This window comes from Clostridia bacterium, assembly GCA_035561135.1.
Taxonomy (GTDB): Bacteria; Acidobacteriota; Terriglobia; order Terriglobales; family Acidobacteriaceae; genus DATMYA01.
Genome location: DATMYA010000081.1, coordinates 1 through 17,864 on the forward strand (window position 1 = coordinate 1; position 17,864 = coordinate 17,864).

A 17,864-nucleotide genomic window follows, 5' to 3' on the forward strand; every position below is an offset into this window, starting at 1 on the left:
GCCGCACTGGCAGCCGGCGGCCTGGCCACCACGGTGCCGATCCCGGGTAGCGCTTCGAGCAGCCCGTCGGCAATCAGGTGCGTGACCACTTTGTGCGCCGTGTTGGGGTTGATCTTCAGTTCTTTGCTGAGCAGGCGCACCGAGGGAAACGGGTCGCCCGGGCGCAACTGGCCGGAAATGATGGCCCGTTTGGCGGCGTAAACCACCTGCTCGTAAAGCGAAACACCAGGCCGGAAATCAAGCCGGAAGGGAATCACATGCGTACTATTACACGTAGTACAGTAATGCGTCACGGAAAAAAGAGCACGGTGCCGGACGCGGGTTCCGTGCTATCCTCTCCCCCACGAGGGGCGTTTCACATGGAACGTAAGAGGGCTTCCGATTTTCCGCAAGAGCTGTTGGATCTGTTCGATCGCTACGTGCACGGCGACATCGATCGTCGCTCTTTCCTGGACGGTGCGAAGCGGTTTGCCGGGGGCGGCGTGACTGCCGCGATGATCTGGGAGAGCCTCCGCCCAAACTACGCTTGGGCCGAACAGGTGCCCAAGGACGACCCCCGTATCAAGGCGGAATACGCCACGGTCGACTCGCCCGAGGGAAACGGAAAGATCCGCGGCTATATGGTGCGGCCGGCTAAGCCGGGAAAGTTGCCCGGAGTACTCGTGGTGCACGAGAACCGCGGCTTGAATCCTTACATCGAGGATGTAGCGCGACGCCTGGCGACCGACAACTTTCTCGCATTTGCGCCGGACGGACTTACCAGCGTAGGCGGCTACCCGGGAGACGACGAAAAGGGCGGCGAGCTATTCCGCCGTGTAGATCGCGGCAAGATGAACGAAGATTTCGTAGCGGCTGCGCGGTGGTTGAAAGCCCGGCCGGACTGTACGGGCAAAATCGGTGTCGTCGGTTTTTGTTTTGGCGGGGCGGTCGCGAACCTGCTCGCAGTGCGCCTCGGTTCGGACCTCTCGGCGGCGGTGCCGTTCTACGGGGGGCAGCCCGCCGCGGACGAAGTGCCCCGCATCAAAGCGCCTCTGCTGCTCCACTACGCCGCCCTGGACACCCGCGTAAACGCCGGCTGGCCGGCTTATGAGCAGGCGCTCAAGGCGAACCGCGTTCCCTACACGGCGCATTTCTACGAAGGCACGAACCACGGTTTCCACAACGACACCACCCCCCGTTACGATGAAGCCGCCGCCAAGCTGGCCTGGAAGCGCACGCTCGACTTCTTCCATCAGCACTTGCGGGGATAATGTTTACGAGCCCTTGGACCAAAGTGGTCAAATATCCGAATCGCCAGCCCACCTCACGCATCCTATAAGTCCAGGTTGACGCTCCCGCCAATTTCGCATAGTCCGGAACAGCCCGCCTGCTTTGTTCTTCCATTCGTGTTCTAACGGGCCGGAGACTTTGCTTTCGTAAAAATAACCAATGAGGACCGAATGAACACGATGAACACAACAGATCCCTCCGCGACGCCAGTCCCGCGACGAGATGAAATCAACTGGATTACCGTAACCGCATTCAGCATACTTCATATAGCAGCAGGTCTCGCTCTGTTCTTTTTTAGCTGGCCGGCATTCTTCATGGCCCTTGGGCTCTATTGGCTGTCGTTGAGTCTGGGTATCGGAATGGGATACCACCGGTTGCTTACACATCGTTCCTTCCACTCGCCGAAGTGGATTGAGCACCTGTTGACAATTTGTGGAACCTTGGCGCTGCAGGGCGGCCCGATCTCTTGGGTCGCAACCCACCGGCTCCATCATCAGCTCTCCGATAAGCAGGGTGATCCGCATACGCCGCGCGACGGGAAGTGGTGGGCTCACATCGTCTGGATGCTGGTGGGCGATGCCACGTACAGCGATACTGACGCGTGCGCCCGGTACGCTCCGGACCTCTGCAAAGAACCGTTCCTGGTTTGGCTCTCGAAGTACAACTACGTGCCGGTATTGATTCTGTCCGCGCTATTGCTGGCGTTCGGCGGTTTACCGTTTCTCCTCTGGGGGGTGTTCTTACGGGTGACCGTCGGCCTGCATGTCACCTGGATGGTCAACTCGCTGACGCATTTTTGGGGGAGACGCCGCTTTACCACTCATGACGACTCGCGGAACAATTGGTTCGTCGCCTTATTGAGCTTCGGCGAGGGCTGGCACAATAACCATCATGCTCATCCGAGCTCGGCCCGCCACGGCCTTGCCTGGTATGAGATCGACATCAGTTGGATGACGATCCGGTTCCTGCAGATCCTGGGGCTCGCCAGATCCGTGCGCGTAGCCACAACTAACGGCTGGATTTCGGCGCATTTGGCCAAGCCGGACTCGTCATTTCAATCCTCCAAATAGGACCGCTGGGATAGAAGCTTTGCTCGGCTTTGACGAAGGCCGGAGTGCCACCGGCGACAACCCAAACTTTGGCATCGGCAGGCTTCTTGCCGAGCAGCGGTGCAATGATCCCGGTGATGCCGCCCAGTTCCACCTGCACGATAAAACGCGTGGCTTTGTAACGGGCGCCAACGACGGAAAACCTGTCTTGGCCCTGGGGTGCGATTGCGAGTTTCACAAGCCGCGGCTTCGGCGTGGCCGCCACGTAAGACACCTTGATCTCCGCGCTATCCGGTCGGATGTTTTTCAAGATGTTCAGCATGATGCCATTCGCCAGATCGGGCGGAAGTTCCAGCCGTTCCGCCTCGACCTTTTCCTTGCCGTTATCTGTGTACCGGACTGTGACCTGCCCCGTAGCAGCGTTGATCGAAACATCCATAGGCTGAGGAAATGACGGGCCCTTCTGTATATGGCGGTCCCTGATGAGCCGAAAATGATGCTGTTGAGAAAACACCGCGGTTTCATCGTCGATCGAGCCATCTTTGAAGCGGAAAACAAGACGCGACGTCACCTGATTTCCACGAACGAGCTGGGTGAGATCACCTGACGCAAGGATTTTGCCCTCCAGCGTGCGAAGCGCAAGAAAACCATGGACCGAGCCCTCCCGATAGCGTACGGGTATGGGCTCGGCCGGCGAGGGGACGGACTGAAACAGAACGATCGTAACCAGGGTAATCAGTGACCTGGGCCGAATGCCTCGTACTGGAGTGCTACTCAGGTGAACTTTCACTGGCAGCCTCGAACAGATTGTTTCGCCCCGATTTTAGAATCCGGGCAAGGGGCCCCGCAAGACCCGGCGCGTGTATTCGTGCACGCCTGCCGGCTCCGTGCATCTCCGCGTCGCTCGCTTATACTTAGGGGATTCCATGGGCAAGCGCCTCTATGCCGTCACCCACGACCTGCATCTCTATGCCGGCCTGTTTCTCAGTCCCTTCATCCTGGTATTTGCGATCAGCGTCGTTTACCTCGCACACTTCCGGATTTCACCGGAGGCGGCGGGACCGCCCCGGATCGTCACCGGCCTGCCGGTAGTCCGGAATTTGGAACAACTCACCGGACGCGACCAGGTGATCGCGGTTCGCGGCCTTCTCGATCACGTTGGTGTCGCCGGCGAGATTGATTTCATCCGGCGGATCTCGAAAGAGCACCGCCTCGTCATCCCGGTGCTGCTACCGGGATTGAACACGACCGTCGACCTGAACGTGGAGAAACGGACGGCCTCCATCTCCCAGCGCCGCACCGGAATCGTGAACGCGTTGATCCACCTGCACAAAATGCCCGGCCCGCATAATGCGAGTATTCGGGGCAACTCGACCTACGTGCGGCTCTGGAGATGGCTGGCCGACGCCACCAGTTACGGCCTGCTTTTCCTCACCCTCAGCGGCGTGTATCTGTGGGCAGTGCTGCGAGCCGAACGCCGCATCGGCGGCATTCTTCTCTCGCTCGGCGCGGTATCCTTTTTCGGGCTTGTATATGCCATCACCCACTGAGACCCGGCGTCGTCCCGTCGATGTCTTCCAAAGGTGGAACCGAAAGGGCCATTATTATCTCGGTCTCTACTTCCTCTTCTTCCTGTGGCTGTTCGCCTTCACGGGCCTCCTGCTGAACCATTCATGGCGTTTCGCCGAGTTCTGGCCGAATCGCAAGGTATCCACCTTTGAACGCCCGGTCGAGGCTCCGAGAGCCGGCAACGGCGTTGACCGGGCACGCGCACTGATGCGGCAAATCGGTATCGACGGCGAAATCGAGTGGACCGCCCCGCGGCCCGATTCCGCCGGCTTCGTCTTTCGCGTGAACCGCCCAGGCCGCAACTACCAGGTGACCGTCCGGGCCGGCGAGGGCCGCGCGCTTGTGGAGCAGACCGAAATCAACACCTGGGGCATTTTGCACGTCCTCCATACCTTCACCGGCGCCCGCGCCGGAGACACGCGCAACACGCGGGACTGGATGCTGACCACCCTCTGGGTGTGGTCGATGGACGCGGTCTCCGCCGGTTTGGTGCTGATGGTCTTCAGCGGCATCTATGTGTGGCTGGGCCTGCCCTCGAAACGCAATGCCGGGATCGCCGTCCTGCTGCTGGGGTCGGTGATCTGTGGTCTGTTCGTCTTCGGCCTGGTCCGCTAATGCCACCCTGCTTCTCGACCCGGGTTTGCTCGGCTGAACGTTCCTGGACCTGATGGTCCGGATGGGCGACGATTCGGGCGCGATCTGCGTGCGTTCCCAGTTATGCCGTCACGGCAGTTCGTCCTCCGGACACGTTGCCGGTTCCACTTCCGACTCTGGCGGCCAGTTCCCGAAGCAGCGCGGCGCTGTCACCACGATAAGCGCTGCCATGTTGACAGGCGAGCATCGACGGATTAAGACCCGCCAGGCGCTCTAAAATAATCGATGTGCTCGTGGCGTGCGCGTAATAGTCCATCATCCCGCGCATACCCTCGCTTGCCGTCAGTACCTCCGATTCGGTGACGGGCGGCGTATTCGCGCCCGGTTGCGTGAACAGATCCCCGCAGAGCAACGTCTCCGTGGATACATCGAACAGGATGCCGCAATCCCAGCCGTGCGGAACGTGCGGCGTGTAGAGCCACTTCATCCGGCGGCTCCCGATTGAAAACTCCTCGCCATCCCCGAACCCGCGGGCGCGGCGGTCGGCAAAGTCATTGAGGGAGGTCAGCACACCGACTTCGGCGCCAAACGGCGTCGCTTCCGGTGCCGCTGCGAGGAAGTCATTCAGCGCGCCAAATTCGTCGCCTTCAAAGTGCGATCCACCGATCCAGCGCAGCTTCTCTACCGGCATGACTTTCCTTATGGCTTCCAGCGTGATCGGGAATAGCTTCCGGTACCCCGTGTGGAACAGCAGGGGTTCGTCGTCGGCGATCAGATACGAATTGAACGTGAATCCACCGGGGATTACGTCCAGTGGCGTACAGATACGATAGATCCCAGCCGCAACCTCGTCTACGCGAGTGCCCGTTTCTATGTTTACGATCATCTGCATTCTCCTCGTCGATGACGGACCACTCGGCGATGGTCCCCATTTGATGCCTGGATGTGTAACGAGCGGCCTCCCCGTTACACTAAACTTGTGTGTGGATGGCCAGTGAACTCTGCGACGCTGAGTTGGTCCGGCAAATTCGGTCCGGAAGCGACCGCGAGGCTGAGGCCGAGTTGTTCCGTCGGATGGCTCCGCGGATTCGGCTTTATGGCTTGCGTCACTTGAGAGACGAACACGCCTCGGAGGACCTTGTGCAGCAAGTCCTGATCACGACGTTGGAAACATTGCGGGCGGGCCGCCTGCGTGAACCGGAAAAGCTCGCATCCTTCGTGCTGGGGACGTGCCGGATGGCGGTACTCGACCTGCGCCGTAACGCGCAAAGAAAAGAACGCCTGCTCAAACAGTTTGGCGCGGTTCTGCCTGCGGCGGTCCAGCCGTCCATGCCACAGCTCGACCAGGAACAACTCACCCGGTGTGTGCAGAATCTGAAAGAGCGCGAGCGCGCGGTAATCGTCATGACTTTCTTTGATGAGCAGACCGGCGCGGACCTCGCCAGTTTCCTGGGTGTTTCTGAGGCCAACGTGCGCGTGATTCGCCATCGCGCGATCCACCAGTTGCGCGATTGTATGGGGGTTGCCGGATGAGTTGCTCGAATCCCATTGACGCCGCTGTCCTGGCCGACTACTGGATCGCCGCCCTGGCAAAGCCCGAAGAGGAAGCCGTCGAGGAGCATCTGTTCGACTGCGACGCATGCGGCGTGCGGCTTCGTGAGGTAATCGAGCTTGCGGAAGGAGTTCGCAAACTGGCCCGCGAGGGCTCCCTGCGAATGGTTGTGAGCGAGGAATTTCTTAAGCGTGCCGTGGAGGAAGGCTTGCGCGTACGCCGATACGCCCCACCGCCTGGAGGTGGTGTAGAGTGCACCGTGACCGCTGAAGACGAGATTCTCATCGGGCGCCTGGCCGCGAACTTAAGCGGGTCAAAGCGAGTCGATCTCTGCATCTGTGATGAGCGCGGTGTCGAACAGTTGCGGCTGCCGGACATCCCTGTTCATCCCGGTGCGAGCAGCGTTGTCTTCCAGGAGTCGATCACATCCGCGAAGGCTGCGCCTACGAACAAAACGATTGTGCGCCTGTTCACCATCGATGAAGCAGGCGGAGAGCGGCTGCTCGGCGAGTATACGTTCAACCACACGCGCTCATTGCCCGGCCCCGGTGCTTGGTAGTCAATCGCCATAGCCCCAGGGCACTTCTTACGCGTCGGCTGGTCCGAAAGAAGCACCAGACGTCCGCAGCCTCACCGTATTCGCGCGAGACAACGTTGTTCCGCGAAAATCCTGACCACGGGCGATGAATTGCTCCGAAACGGCGGTTTGTTCGTTCGACGACTGGAGGTTGAATGCACACGGGACGATTCTTGGGGACCTTCTCTGTTTTCGGTCTGTTCCTGCTCGCCGCCGCTCCCGCGCGCGGCACGGAATCCCGCTGGACCGGCGAACGCGTCGCTTGCGGCACCTGCCACGAGCAAATACTTAAAGATTTCCGGCCGACAGTTCACGGCAAAGCCATGGAATTTGTCGTTGCGGGTAAAGACGTAACCTGCGGCTCCTGTCATGCCGGAGATCTCGCCAAGCATATGGAAACTGCCGACCCGACGTTGGTCCGCAACCCCCGGAAGGAGAAGGCTGACGTCGTTGCGGAAAAGTGCTTGACCTGTCACGCCACCGACCGCCATCTGATCTTGTGGCGCGGCAGCCAGCACCAGACTGCGGGAGTGGCTTGCCTCTCCTGCCACAGCGTCCATCACCCATCGGCTGACCGCAAATTATTGGCGAAGCGGACGGAGGCGGAAACCTGCTTCAGTTGCCATGGCAACGTTCGTAAGACCATGCTGCAGCGATCCACGCATCTGTTTCGCGATGAGCGCGGCGTCTCCCGCATCCAGTGCTACTCCTGCCATAACCCGCATGGCAGCCAGACCGAACGCCTCATCAGCGCCAACTCGATCAACGACAAATGTTACGAATGCCACCAGGAGAAGCGCGGGCCTTTCCTCTGGGAACACGCTCCCGTTCGGGAAAACTGCATGAACTGCCACACGCCGCACGGCTCCAATAACGAACAACTCCTCTCCTTGCGCCGGCCACAGTTATGCCAGAGTTGCCATCTTCAGGGACGGCATCAAACGGTGGCCGGCAGGCCGAACGCGATGTTCAACATCAACCGCATGTGCCAGAACTGCCACACCCAGGTGCACGGCACGAATCACCCCTCGGGGCCCATATTGCAGCGTTAGTGAGGTGAAACGTCATGAAGAAGACACTGCTTTCAGTTCTGAGCCTGGCCGCCGCGTTTTCTCAGGATAAGCCGACTACGCCGGCAGCCCCCGACCAGCCAGTTACGATGGATATCGAAGTCGGTGGCCAGGCGCGTGCCGTGGACGGCGAGAAGAGCTTCGGACTTCAGCGTTACCGCGACATACCCCGCGGGGCTTTCGTGCGCCGGTTCGATTTCAGCGCGCTCACGGAAGGCAACCCTGTGCGCTTCAACTTCCGTTCGATCGACCTGCTCCAGCGGGATCAGCGGTTCACAGCGGACCTCGAAGACGTCGGCGCGTGGGACATTCGCTTTGATTGGTGGGCGTTCTCCAGATATTGGAGCAACCACAATCCGAACGTGCTCACTGAGGTCAGCCGCGGCGTGTTAACCGCGCCTTCCGCGCTGCGCGGCGCACTCCAGGGCGCCGGCGGGTCAGTGGTGCCGCTGGCCGCCGAAGCCGTCGCCAACGCGCCCCAGTATGAAATCCGCTCCTTCCGGGAGCGCGGGATCGTGACCGCTTCCTGGAATCTAAGACCGGGCCTGACCCTGAGCGTCAACTTCATGCGCGAACGCCGTACCGGCAATCGCCCATTTGCGCAGGGGACCTATGTCCGCCTCGGCATGCCCACGGGAGATACTTTCGAGACTCCCGGGCAGGAGATGTGGGAGCCCACTTCTTATGGCACGACCGAAGCCGGCGCCGCCCTCGATTACGCGCGTAGGAATTTCTTCGCCTCCGTGGAGTACCACGCTTCGCTGTTCGGCAATACGACCGAGGGCCTGATCTGGCAGAACCCGTTTCAGTTGACACCCGAACAGTCCATTTTGCCCTCGGGCGATCTCAACCGTGGCCGCTTCGCACAAACTCAGGCCGCACTGCCCCCCGATAACCAGGCCCACACCGTGACTGGCCGCGCCTTGGTGTTGCTGCCGCGCGCCTCCAAGTTGTCGGGTGTGCTCTCCTGGTCGCGCTGGACGCAGGACGATCCCTTCCTCCCGTTCTCGATCAATTCGGCTATCACTGCGGCCAACCTGCCGGCCGGCGTGACACCCACGTCCATCGCCGCACTGCCGCGCGGCAGCCTCGGCGGACTCGTCCACACCTTTAATCAGGATTATGTGGCCAGCAGCCGGCCATGGCGCCCCGTCCAGTTGACGTTCCGTTATAACGACTACGACTTCGACAATCTCACGGCCAGCATCCTGTTCCCGGGCTACGCCGCCGCCGGCGATAGTTGGTGGCGGACCGCCATCTCCGGCCAGCCCGGCACTACCCCCGTCCGCATTGAGTCCGAACCGAGTTCGTTCCGCCGCAAACGGGCCCAGTTCGAAGCCGCGATCCGCCCGGTTGACGCGATCACCTGGAAAGCGGCCTACCGCTGGGAGGGGTGGGATCGGGAGCATCGCGAAGTTGCGCACCTCACCGAGAACGGGTTTTTGACGTCCCTCTCGTTCGCACCTCGCAACGATGTCTATGCGCGGGCCGGCTTCCGCTACTTCGACCGCACTCCGGATGCGTATGACCCCGGCACCCTGGAACCGCCGTTCCTGCGGATGTTCGATCAGGCCCGCCGGCTCCGTAAGCAGGCTGATGCGCTGCTTTCGTTCAACCTCACACCGCGCGTGACCGCGTCCGGATCCTGGTTCTATCTTTCCGATGTCTATGACAAAACGTTCTTCGGTTTGCACCAGCAGAAAACGACCAGTTCCTCGGCCGACATTACCTTTACGGCTACCGAAAACGTGTGGTTTTACGGCGGCTGGGGTTACGACCGCACCGGCTACGACTACCTTGCCGTTGCGAAGACGACCTTCCCATACAGCTTTGCGAACGCCTGGACGCGCGATACTCGCGACCGCGTCCACTCCGCCCACATCGGCTTTTCCGGCGCGGCGGCCGGCAACAAGGCCAACTTCCAGGTCAACTACGCCGTCGCACTCGCGGGGATGGATATCAACACCGTCAATCCCAATCCGATCGTTCCCACGCAGGCGCTCAACGCGCAGGCGTTTCCATTTCCCAAGGTCAAAAGCCAGTTTCATGAGTTGCGCCTCGATGCATCCTATGAGGTGGCTTCCCGTGTGCGCGTGGGGCTTTTCTACTTGCTCGAACCGTTTCGGCTGAACGATTTCGCCGTTGACACGATCGCTCCCTACGCGCCGGAGCGGATCGCGCCGGAAAACGACGCGCGGCGTTACTACTTCCTTGATACGGGGATGAGCAATTACCTGGGCAACACCGCCGCCCTTTATCTTCGTTTCACCGTGTTTTGAGCGGCGAAATCGGTTCGCCAACCTTCACTCTCGCGATCCCAGGACGACAACGAGCGCCGTCGTGCGCTTCGGACCGATTCTGCGGCCGGCGTTCGGGACGGTGGAATCGAAATAGATCGCATCACCCTCCGCTAGTTCGTGCTCCCCTTCACCGGCCCGTAACGCGCCACCTCGAACAGGAGAGGTTGGCTGTCAGATGCTTGTGCCGCAACCCGGAGGCGCTGCGCTGGCGCGCGACTCTATGCCGGTCCGGAGTGAGCACCAGGCCCCCGCGAACTTCGCCCGGGTGGCCCGCGAGGCAGGGGTACGGCGCATCATCTACCTGGGCGGCCTTGCGCACGGCAGCGAACTCTCGTCGCACTTGCGCAGCCGCGCCGAGACCGGTAATATCCTGCATTCCAGCGGCATTCCCGTCGTAAAATTCTAAGCGTCAATCGTAATTGGTTCCGGCAGCGCAGTTTTTGCCCGCGTTGGGTGAACACCGCGACCCAGCCCATCGCAGTCGAAGTGTGGAGCACCATGAACCGGAGCGGCGCCTCATGCTGTTTGCGGAAATGAGAGCTCCCGGGCGCGCGTGGCTCGAATTCCGTGCGGAACCCGATGGCCCCTCCGCGGTGCTCCGTCAGATCGTGAATGTTGATCCGGGTGGCGCGGCATGTCTGCGGTTTTTACGAACTTCTTACAAATTCCGCACAGTTTGATAATAGCGACGTTATACGATACAGCCAGTTCGCTAAGATGCGTGTCAACACCAAGTTATCCCTGTGACACGATCCTAATCAGTGACTGAAAGGTGAGGTACAACCACATGAGGCATTTCGCAAAGCCGCTGCTGATCGCGCTTGCCGTCTTCACGTTGGCCGGCCGCGTCGGCGCAGATTCGATTCCTGTCGAGGTGCTGGATCCGAGTCTCCAGGTGACGACTGTACTCAACTCGGGCATATCACAGCCCATCGGGATTGTCTTCCTTGCTCAGAACGACTTCTTTGTGCTCGAAAAGGCGTCTGGGCAGGTGAAACGGGTCATCAACGGTGTCATCCAGCCTACGCCGGTTCTCGATCTCGCTGTCAACTCAGCCTCCGAACGAGGCCTTTTGAGTTTGGTCTTGCATCCAAATTTCCCCGCAACGCCTTTTGTCTATATCCGTTGGACCGAGAGCAGCACCGGAGTCGATACGGGCGTGATCAGCGCCGTACCTCTGCTCGGCAACCGTGTGGACCGTTTCGTCTGGAACGGGTCGACCCTGGTATTCGACAGCAACATAATCATGTTGCGCTCACTGCAGACGGACAACATACCGGTCCCGGGCCACCCGGGTACGAACAACGCAAATCAGGCAGGGAACCATAACGGTGGCGTGATGAGGTTCGGCCCTGACGGCAAGCTTTACATATTCATGGGTGACCAGGGCCGCCGTGGCTGGCTCCAGAACCTGCCGAACGGGCCGTTTGAGACGGAGCCTTTTGTCGACGATACGTACGGCGGACCCGAGCCCGACAACGCGCATCTTTCCGGGGTCATTCTTCGCCTCAACGAAGACGGAACCCCGCCTGCGGACAATCCGTTCTTTGGCGTCGGCGCATCGATGGGCGGCGAGGTCGGAGGGAACATCCAGAAGATCTATTCCTACGGACACCGCAACGGCTTCGGGATGGCCTTCGACCCATATTCCGGCCAGTTATGGGAAACCGAGAATGGCGACGATGCGTTCAGCGAACTGAATCGCGTTGAAGCTGGGATGAATGGCGGCTGGATCCAGATAGCCGGCCCTCTGCACCGCTTCTTCGACTTCAAGGAGATCGAGACGACCATGTTCGGCGGCGCCCTGCAACAAGTGCGATACCCGCCTACTCGCCTGGCGGATGCGCCTGGACTCGCCCTGGGGCGCCTGTTTATGCTGCCGGGAGCCAAATATGTGGATCCCGAGCTCAGTTGGAAATTTGAGTCCGGACCGGCGGGAACGACGTTCGTACGTGGATCCGCCCTTGGCCAGCAGAACGACGGCACGCTCTGGATCGGATCTTCCCGCGGCTTTCAGCAGGTCGGTGGAACCGGTGGCAGCCTGTACCGGTTCAAGCTTACGCGCAACCGGCTGAAAGTCGATGTTTCTGATCCGAGGCTTGCCGAGCGCGTCGCAGACAATGTGGCGAAATTCGACGGTACCGAAAGCGAATCGCTCATCGTTGGGAAAGGCTTTGGGACCACTCCGGCTATCGAACAGGGGCCCGACGGCAATCTCTACGTCGTGTCGGTAACCGATGGCGCCATATACAAGATCAGTCGCAAGCCGTAAGGCAAGTGATAAGCGCCCGAGCTGCGGCCGCAGCGGACCATGCTGCGGCCGACTTCATCAACCCCCGCCGCCCAGAGCGCGGTCCAGGTTGAAGGCGGAACTGATCAAGGCGAGGTGCGTGAACGCCTGGGGGAAGTTTCCTAACGCCTCACCGCGCGGGCCGGTCTGCTCTGCGAACAAACCCACGTGGTTCGCGTAGCCCAACATGCGCTCGAACATCAGGCGCGCGTCGGCAAGACGAGAACGATCCACCTTGCCGGCCCGGGTCAGCGCCTCCACCAGCCAGAAGGTGCACATGTTGAACGTTCCCTCCCGCCCTCGCAACCCGTCGGGAGCTTCCTCGACGTTGTACCGATAAACGAGGCTGTCAGAGACAAGCCCCCGCTGGCTCGGCGGGCGTCGGATGGCGTCGATCGTGGATATCATCCGGGGATCGGTGGGTGACATGAAGAAGACCAACGGCATGATCAGCGCCGAGGCGTCGAGAGACTCGCTTCCGTAGTACTGGGTGAAGGCATTCCGGTCCTCACTCCAGCCGCATTTCTGAACCTCGTCGTAGATCTCGTCCCGAGTGGCCAGCCATCGCTCCCGATCGGCCGGAAAAGAGCGCTTTTCTGCCAGCCGTAGCGCACGGTCGAGCGCTACCCAGCACATCACACGTGAGTAGACGAAGTGCTGCCGGCCGCTACGGACTTCCCAGATCGCCTCGTCCTTCTGCTTCCAGTTGGTGCACAGCCAATTCATCAGGCGCCGCAAGTACGACCACATCTCGTAGGAGATCGGTGTTCCGTACTTGTTGTACAGGTACACAGAGTCCATCAGCTCCCCGTAGATATCCAGCTGAAGCTGTTTGCAGGCGTCATTTCCGATCCGCACTGGCGCGGAGCCGCAATAGCCTTCGAAGTGAGCGAGGATCTCCTCCGTAACTTCGCGTCGCCCGTCGATTCCGTAGAGAACCTGCAGCCCGCCATCCCCATCCAGTTCGCGGCATCGGGCCTCCATCCATTCCATGAAGTGTGCCGCTTCTTCGGTAAACCCGATGCGGATCAAGCTGTACACCGTGAACGCGGCATCGCGAAGCCAGGTGTAGCGATAGTCCCAATTTCGCGTTCCGCCGAGCGCTTCGGGCAGGCTGCATGTCGGAGCGGCAACAATCGCGCCAGTGGGGGCGAATACCAGAAGCTTGAGGACCAGGGCCGACCTCCGGACCATCTCCCGCCAGCGACCGATATACGTGCAGTGCGCGAGCCAGTCGCGCCAGTAGCCAACCGTCTGCTCGAAAAGTTTCTTGCATTCCTCTTCAGTGACGCCAATCGGCTGATCGGCACTGCCCGGCTCGAGCTCGTGCAACTCGAAACTCAGGGTCTCCTCCGCTCCGAGAGAAAACTCGAGGACGACGCCGGTACCATCCCGTGTCAGCGGCCGGTCGGACGCTAAGGCGAGACTGAGTTGCTTCGTATGGAATGTTGCACCGCCATGCACGAGCTCCGTCTGGTGAGGATCCCGCCCATAGTTGAATGCGGGATTGCATTCCAGACGAAACATCACCCGGCCCCGCACGACACGCACGTGGCGGATCAGGCCGTGAAAGCCCGTTTGCGCTCTCGGCGCGCCCACCGGCATATAGTCGAGAATCTCGGCTACCCCCTGATCGGAGAGGAAGCGTGTAATCAGCACGTTCGTGTCGGGCCAGTACATCTGCTTGCACACCACGCCATCCGTGGAAGCCGGTCCGATCCGAAAGCGGCCGCCCTTGCGTTCATCGAGAATTGCCCCGAAGATGCTCGGAGAATCGAAATTAGGGAAGCAGAACCAATCGATGGACCCATTGATCCCAACCAGGGCGACAGTCCTGAGGTTTCCAACCACGGCGTAGTTTTCGATCGGAAGGTACCCCATGAGCATCAGGGTAGCGCCGCGGGAGTGGCGCGTAACCTTCCACATGGACGTAATCTCGCCTTCGCGTCAATGTGAATGTAGTCCCCGCCCCACTCTTCACCCATGCTTGATGAACGTCCCGTCGTGCAACTCCGCAAACGCCCGCCGCAACTGCTCCTGCGTGTTCATCACGATCGGACCGCGCCAGGCCACCGGCTCCTCAATCGGCCTGCCCGACACCAGCAAGAACCGAACTCCCTCCGGTCCGGCCTCCACAGTGATCTCATCCCCACGGTCGAACAGCACCAGCGAATGATTCCCAGCCTCGTATACCGGCGGGGCATCCGGCTTCGCTACCCGATCCGTCAGGACCGCGCGCGGATCCGAAGCGTCCCGAAATGTGCCGGCTCCCGCGAACACATACGCGAATGCGTTGCGCGTGTGCTCGATTTGGAGCCGCTTCCGCCGTCCGGGCGGCACCGACACATCCACATAACTCGGATCGGCGGCCACGCCCTCCACGGGCCCCCGCTTGCCCCAGAACTCGCCGCAGATCACGCGCACCCGTGTGCCGTCATCGTCTGTCACCTCGGGAATCGCGCCCGACGGGATGTCCTGATACCGCGGCGCGGTCATCTTGAGCGCCGCCGGCAGGTTGGCCCATAGCTGGAACCCGTGCATCCGGCCCTGCGGGTCTCCCTTCGGCATCTCCTGGTGCAGGATGCCGCTGCCCGCCGTCATCCATTGCACATCGCCGGCGGTCATCTTGCCCCGATTGCCCAGGCTGTCGCCGTGCTCCACGGACCCCGCCAGCACGTAGGTAATCGTCTCAATCCCGCGATGCGGATGCCACGGGAACCCGGACAGGTAATCTTCCGGCTTTTCATTGCGGAAATCGTCCAGCAGCAGGAATGGATCGAAATCCTTCGTGGTGCCGAAACCAAACGCGCGCTGTAGCTTCACCCCGGCGCCCTCGATCGTCGGCTTCGCTTGAATGATCTGTCTGACTGGACGTAGCGACATGCCTTCCCCCTCCTTGCCGTCCTTCATGCAGGGCAATGCTTCAGCCTTTCACGAACTCCACATCCAGCGTGATGGTCACGTCATCGCCCACCAGAAGGCCACCGGCTTCCAGTCCGGCATTCCAGGTCAGGCCGAAGTCTTTGCGGTTGATCTTCGTGGTTGCCGACAGTCCCACGCGGGTATTGCCCCATGGATCCTTTGTGGGCGCGGTCGGTCCTTCTACCGTAAACACAACCTCCCGGGTTACCCCGTGGATGGTCAGGTCGCCGGTTGCCCTCAACTCGCCGTCGCCGCTCCGGCTCACGCTCGTGGACCGGAACGACAGCGTCGGGAACTTCTCCACGTCGAAGAAGTCCGCACTCTTCAGGTGCGCGTCGCGCTGGGCGTCCCGCGTGTTGATCGAAGCCGCTTCGATCGAAGCCTCCACCCGGGAGTTTGCCACGTCCCCTTCATCCAGGGTCATCGCGCCGGTAACCGCGGTGAATTGCCCTTTCACATTGGAGATCATCATGTGTCTCACCTTGAACTCGGCCATGGAGTGTACCGGGTCGATGGTCCAGGTACTCGTAGCGGTTTCGGTCGCAGTCTGTATGCTCATGTTGGTTATCCTCTCGGTCTATTGATTCGTTATGCCGATAATCGTTGCAACAAATATCTAACCTGAAACTAGGCCGGCCGGTTCCGGCAAGCAGCCATCAGTTCGGCAAGCAGCCGCAACCGCTCCCGGCCCAGGTGGCCCAGTTGTTTGCGATGCGCCTCCTGCACCGGCCTGTCCAGGCGCGCCAGCACGTTCAAACCCTCCGGGGCGATCCGCGTCATCACCATGCGCCGGTCCCTGCTTTCCCGGGATCGCGAGATCAATCCCCGCTTCTCCAACCGGTCCAGCAGCCTGGTGATGTCCGGGTCGCGCGTAATCATACGGCCGGCGATCTCCCCGCACGTCAGCCCCTCGGGCGCGCCCCGCAGGATTCGCAGCACATTGTACTGTGTCGACGAGAGATCTTCGCTCTTCAGCACTTGCGCAGGGCCGCGCGAAAGCATGTCCGTAGTGCGCACCAGGTCCAGAAAAGCCGCCTCTTCGAGCGAGCTGCTGCGCCTCGATTTGCTTTCGGGTTGGCCCGTTTCTTTCATTTGTTTCAGTTTATTCGTTGTAACGACTATTGTCAAGCCGTCTATTCGCGCCTCACAGACTCGCGATGTCCCGCAGCAGCCGCGCGCGCCTCGCAGACCGAGAAGCGGTAAACGCGCACGGCAGCCACCGCTTGGCCCCCAACGCCGACAGGTAGCGCACCGGAAGCTCTTTGACAGTTCTCGAGCTTCAGGATCTGTTATGAAAGAGACGGCTGGGCCACGCGCTCAGCCAGGCAGCCCCGGGCAAACGTACGTCGGAGGCATCTGTACGCAAATACCGTAGCTGCTGGGTAATTGACGGATACCACGGCCGGGGCTATCCTACCACCAGGAAGGAGCAGTCTGTGCCGGATTCGGATGCTGTGAAACCAGGAGATGTAACTCAACGTGTCGGCGTTGAAGTAATCCGATCACGCGGAGTGGATGTCGATAAGCTGATTAAAATGCTGGTGGCCAACGCTGCCGCGGAGTTCGCGAGCACGTATTATTACTACACGATCCTTCGCATGAACTTGGCAGGCCATGAGGACTACAAGGAAATCTGCGAAGATGCCCGCCTCGAAGATCGCGCTCACTGGGAACTCATCGTGCCTCGTATTTACGAGCTTGGTGGTAGTCTGCCGAACGACTTGAAGGCTTTTCACGACCAGGCCGGCTGCGTTGCTGCCAGGTTGCCTGATCCGCCCACGGTTGTAAACATTCTCACGTTGCTGCTCGAATCCGAGCGCTGCGCCATTCGCAGTTGGAGCGCCGTGTGTGATATGACGTTCGGCAAGGATCCGCGAACGTACGATCTCGCCTCGCGCATCCTGAACGAGGAAATCGAGCACGAGGCTTGGTTCATCGAACTGCTTGCACATGAACGCGACGGAAAGTCGGTTCCGTCCGGACACTTCCGGCGCGGCGAACCAGGCGAAGCCCCGTATAGCAAAAACCGCCGATTCTATAACCCGTAACGTGAGACGGTTCCGGGTGGAACTCCGCTCACCCGGCGGCGTTCGAATCATCGACTGCGGCAAGAACGAGTTCATCTGGGACGCCGCAGCCCGCTGCGGACTCAAACTGCCCGCTATTTGTCACCAGGGTCGCTGCCTTACCTGTGCTGCGCGGCTGATTAAGGGCTATGTCGACCAGTCAGCAGCGGCATCTTACTTCCAGGCGGATTCCGATGCCGGTTTTGTGCTCTTGTGTGCTGCCCGCCCCCGCAGCGATCTTGTGTGCGAAACCCACCAGGAATGGATCATGCGCGACCATCGCAAAGCTCTCGGCCTTCCCGCACCTTACTCATAGCAATAACTACGGTTTGGGATTAGACTGGTTCCAGTTTGGGGGTGCCTTATGCCTCGTCGGGCAGGGTTGGGAGGCGGGGTTCATGTGCTAAGAGATTTCGTCGAGGCCGACCTCGACACTGCGTCCGCTCTCCTTTCTCTCGCGGAAGCGCATAGCCTCTCACCCGAGGCGCGCCGCGCGATCGAGGACGCTGAGAAAGCGATTGTCGATGCTGAGCAGCGCTTGCCCAGCCTCAATGATTCCGATCGCGAACGGCTTCGGGCCCAGTTGGAACGCCTTCGTGTCCAACT

At 60.6% G+C, this 17,864-nt stretch carries 19 protein-coding genes; 12 read left to right on the forward strand and 7 right to left on the reverse strand.

From position 1 onward, the window contains the following. Positions 1-257, reverse strand: a 257-nt coding sequence (locus VN622_16470; GenBank protein ID HWR37458.1) for a GntR family transcriptional regulator, incomplete at its 3' end; no start/stop codon positions are given. A 102-nt stretch (positions 258-359) separates the two neighbouring features. Here VN622_16470 and VN622_16475 point away from each other — a divergent pair. Both VN622_16475 and VN622_16480 read left to right on the forward strand, forming a co-directional pair. Next, a complete protein-coding gene (locus VN622_16475) occupies positions 360-1,250 on the forward strand; it encodes a dienelactone hydrolase family protein (GenBank protein ID HWR37459.1) in 891 nt (296 codons plus the stop codon). 189 nt (positions 1,251-1,439) lie between these two features. Continuing rightward, positions 1,440-2,339 (forward strand): fatty acid desaturase, encoded by a 900-nt coding sequence (locus VN622_16480; protein ID HWR37460.1) that lies wholly within the window; start codon positions 1,440-1,442, stop codon positions 2,337-2,339. Here VN622_16480 and VN622_16485 read toward each other — a convergent pair. Next, positions 2,278-3,108 carry a hypothetical protein gene (locus VN622_16485; protein HWR37461.1) on the reverse strand — a complete coding sequence of 277 codons (831 nt, stop codon included), beginning with the start codon at positions 3,106-3,108 and terminating at the stop codon, positions 2,278-2,280. The two genes, VN622_16480 and VN622_16485, sit on opposite strands and share 62 nt — an antisense overlap. 136 nt (positions 3,109-3,244) lie before the next feature. On the opposite strand from VN622_16485, the gene VN622_16490 reads away from it, so the two are divergent. After that, positions 3,245-3,868 carry a hypothetical protein gene (locus VN622_16490; protein HWR37462.1) on the forward strand — a complete coding sequence of 208 codons (624 nt, stop codon included), beginning with the start codon at positions 3,245-3,247 and terminating at the stop codon, positions 3,866-3,868. Further along, entirely contained in the window at positions 3,852-4,502 is a 651-nt protein-coding gene (locus VN622_16495; protein HWR37463.1) for a hypothetical protein, read from the forward strand. The genes VN622_16490 and VN622_16495 overlap by 17 nt, the downstream gene beginning before the upstream one ends. A gap of 100 nt (positions 4,503-4,602) precedes the next feature. Here VN622_16495 and VN622_16500 read toward each other — a convergent pair whose 3' ends face one another. Further along, positions 4,603-5,367 carry an MBL fold metallo-hydrolase gene (locus VN622_16500; protein ID HWR37464.1) on the reverse strand — a complete coding sequence of 255 codons (765 nt, stop codon included), beginning with the start codon at positions 5,365-5,367 and terminating at the stop codon, positions 4,603-4,605. 101 nt (positions 5,368-5,468) lie between these two features. Between VN622_16500 and VN622_16505 the strand changes: the two genes are divergently transcribed. The 6 genes from VN622_16505 to VN622_16530 all read left to right on the forward strand — a co-directional run bounded on the left by VN622_16505 (position 5,469) and on the right by VN622_16530 (position 12,252). After that, positions 5,469-6,014, forward strand: coding sequence for a sigma-70 family RNA polymerase sigma factor (locus tag VN622_16505; protein HWR37465.1), 546 nt, complete (start codon positions 5,469-5,471; stop codon positions 6,012-6,014). Next, a complete protein-coding gene (locus VN622_16510) occupies positions 6,011-6,592 on the forward strand; it encodes a hypothetical protein (protein HWR37466.1) in 582 nt (193 codons plus the stop codon). Before VN622_16505 ends, VN622_16510 begins: the two co-directional genes overlap by 4 nt. 173 nt (positions 6,593-6,765) lie before the next feature. Further along, positions 6,766-7,662, forward strand: a complete 897-nt coding sequence (locus tag VN622_16515; GenBank protein HWR37467.1) for a DmsE family decaheme c-type cytochrome — start codon at positions 6,766-6,768, stop codon at positions 7,660-7,662. A gap of 14 nt (positions 7,663-7,676) precedes the next feature. Beyond that, positions 7,677-9,959, forward strand: coding sequence for an MtrB/PioB family outer membrane beta-barrel protein (locus tag VN622_16520; GenBank protein HWR37468.1), 2,283 nt, complete (start codon positions 7,677-7,679; stop codon positions 9,957-9,959). Between the two features lie 196 nt (positions 9,960-10,155). Further along, a complete protein-coding gene (locus VN622_16525; protein ID HWR37469.1) occupies positions 10,156-10,386 on the forward strand; it encodes a hypothetical protein in 231 nt (76 codons plus the stop codon). A 381-nt stretch (positions 10,387-10,767) separates the two neighbouring features. Then, positions 10,768-12,252 (forward strand): PQQ-dependent sugar dehydrogenase, encoded by a 1,485-nt coding sequence (locus tag VN622_16530; protein ID HWR37470.1) that lies wholly within the window; start codon positions 10,768-10,770, stop codon positions 12,250-12,252. A 57-nt stretch (positions 12,253-12,309) separates the two neighbouring features. Here the strand turns inward: VN622_16530 and VN622_16535 are convergent, their stop codons facing one another. The 4 genes from VN622_16535 to VN622_16550 form a co-directional block, all read right to left on the reverse strand. After that, a complete protein-coding gene (locus VN622_16535) occupies positions 12,310-14,151 on the reverse strand; it encodes a glycoside hydrolase family 15 protein (GenBank protein ID HWR37471.1) in 1,842 nt (613 codons plus the stop codon). A 96-nt stretch (positions 14,152-14,247) separates the two neighbouring features. After that, on the reverse strand, positions 14,248-15,153 hold the full coding sequence (locus tag VN622_16540) for a pirin family protein (GenBank protein HWR37472.1): 906 nt from the start codon (positions 15,151-15,153) through the stop codon (positions 14,248-14,250). 40 nt (positions 15,154-15,193) lie between these two features. Next, the gene (locus VN622_16545) at positions 15,194-15,751 is read right to left on the reverse strand and encodes a YceI family protein (GenBank protein HWR37473.1); all 558 of its coding nucleotides are present in this window, start codon (positions 15,749-15,751) and stop codon (positions 15,194-15,196) included. A gap of 68 nt (positions 15,752-15,819) precedes the next feature. Beyond that, a complete protein-coding gene (locus tag VN622_16550; GenBank protein ID HWR37474.1) occupies positions 15,820-16,284 on the reverse strand; it encodes a MarR family transcriptional regulator in 465 nt (154 codons plus the stop codon). Positions 16,285-16,628: 344 nt separating this feature from the next. Here VN622_16550 and dps point away from each other — a divergent pair, with 344 nt between their 5' ends. Both dps and VN622_16560 read left to right on the forward strand, forming a co-directional pair. Then, a complete protein-coding gene (gene dps, locus VN622_16555; GenBank protein ID HWR37475.1) occupies positions 16,629-17,240 on the forward strand; it encodes a DNA protection during starvation protein in 612 nt (203 codons plus the stop codon). 16 nt (positions 17,241-17,256) lie between these two features. Further along, positions 17,257-17,574 (forward strand): 2Fe-2S iron-sulfur cluster-binding protein, encoded by a 318-nt coding sequence (locus VN622_16560; protein ID HWR37476.1) that lies wholly within the window; start codon positions 17,257-17,259, stop codon positions 17,572-17,574. Positions 17,575-17,864: the final 290 nt, after the last annotated feature.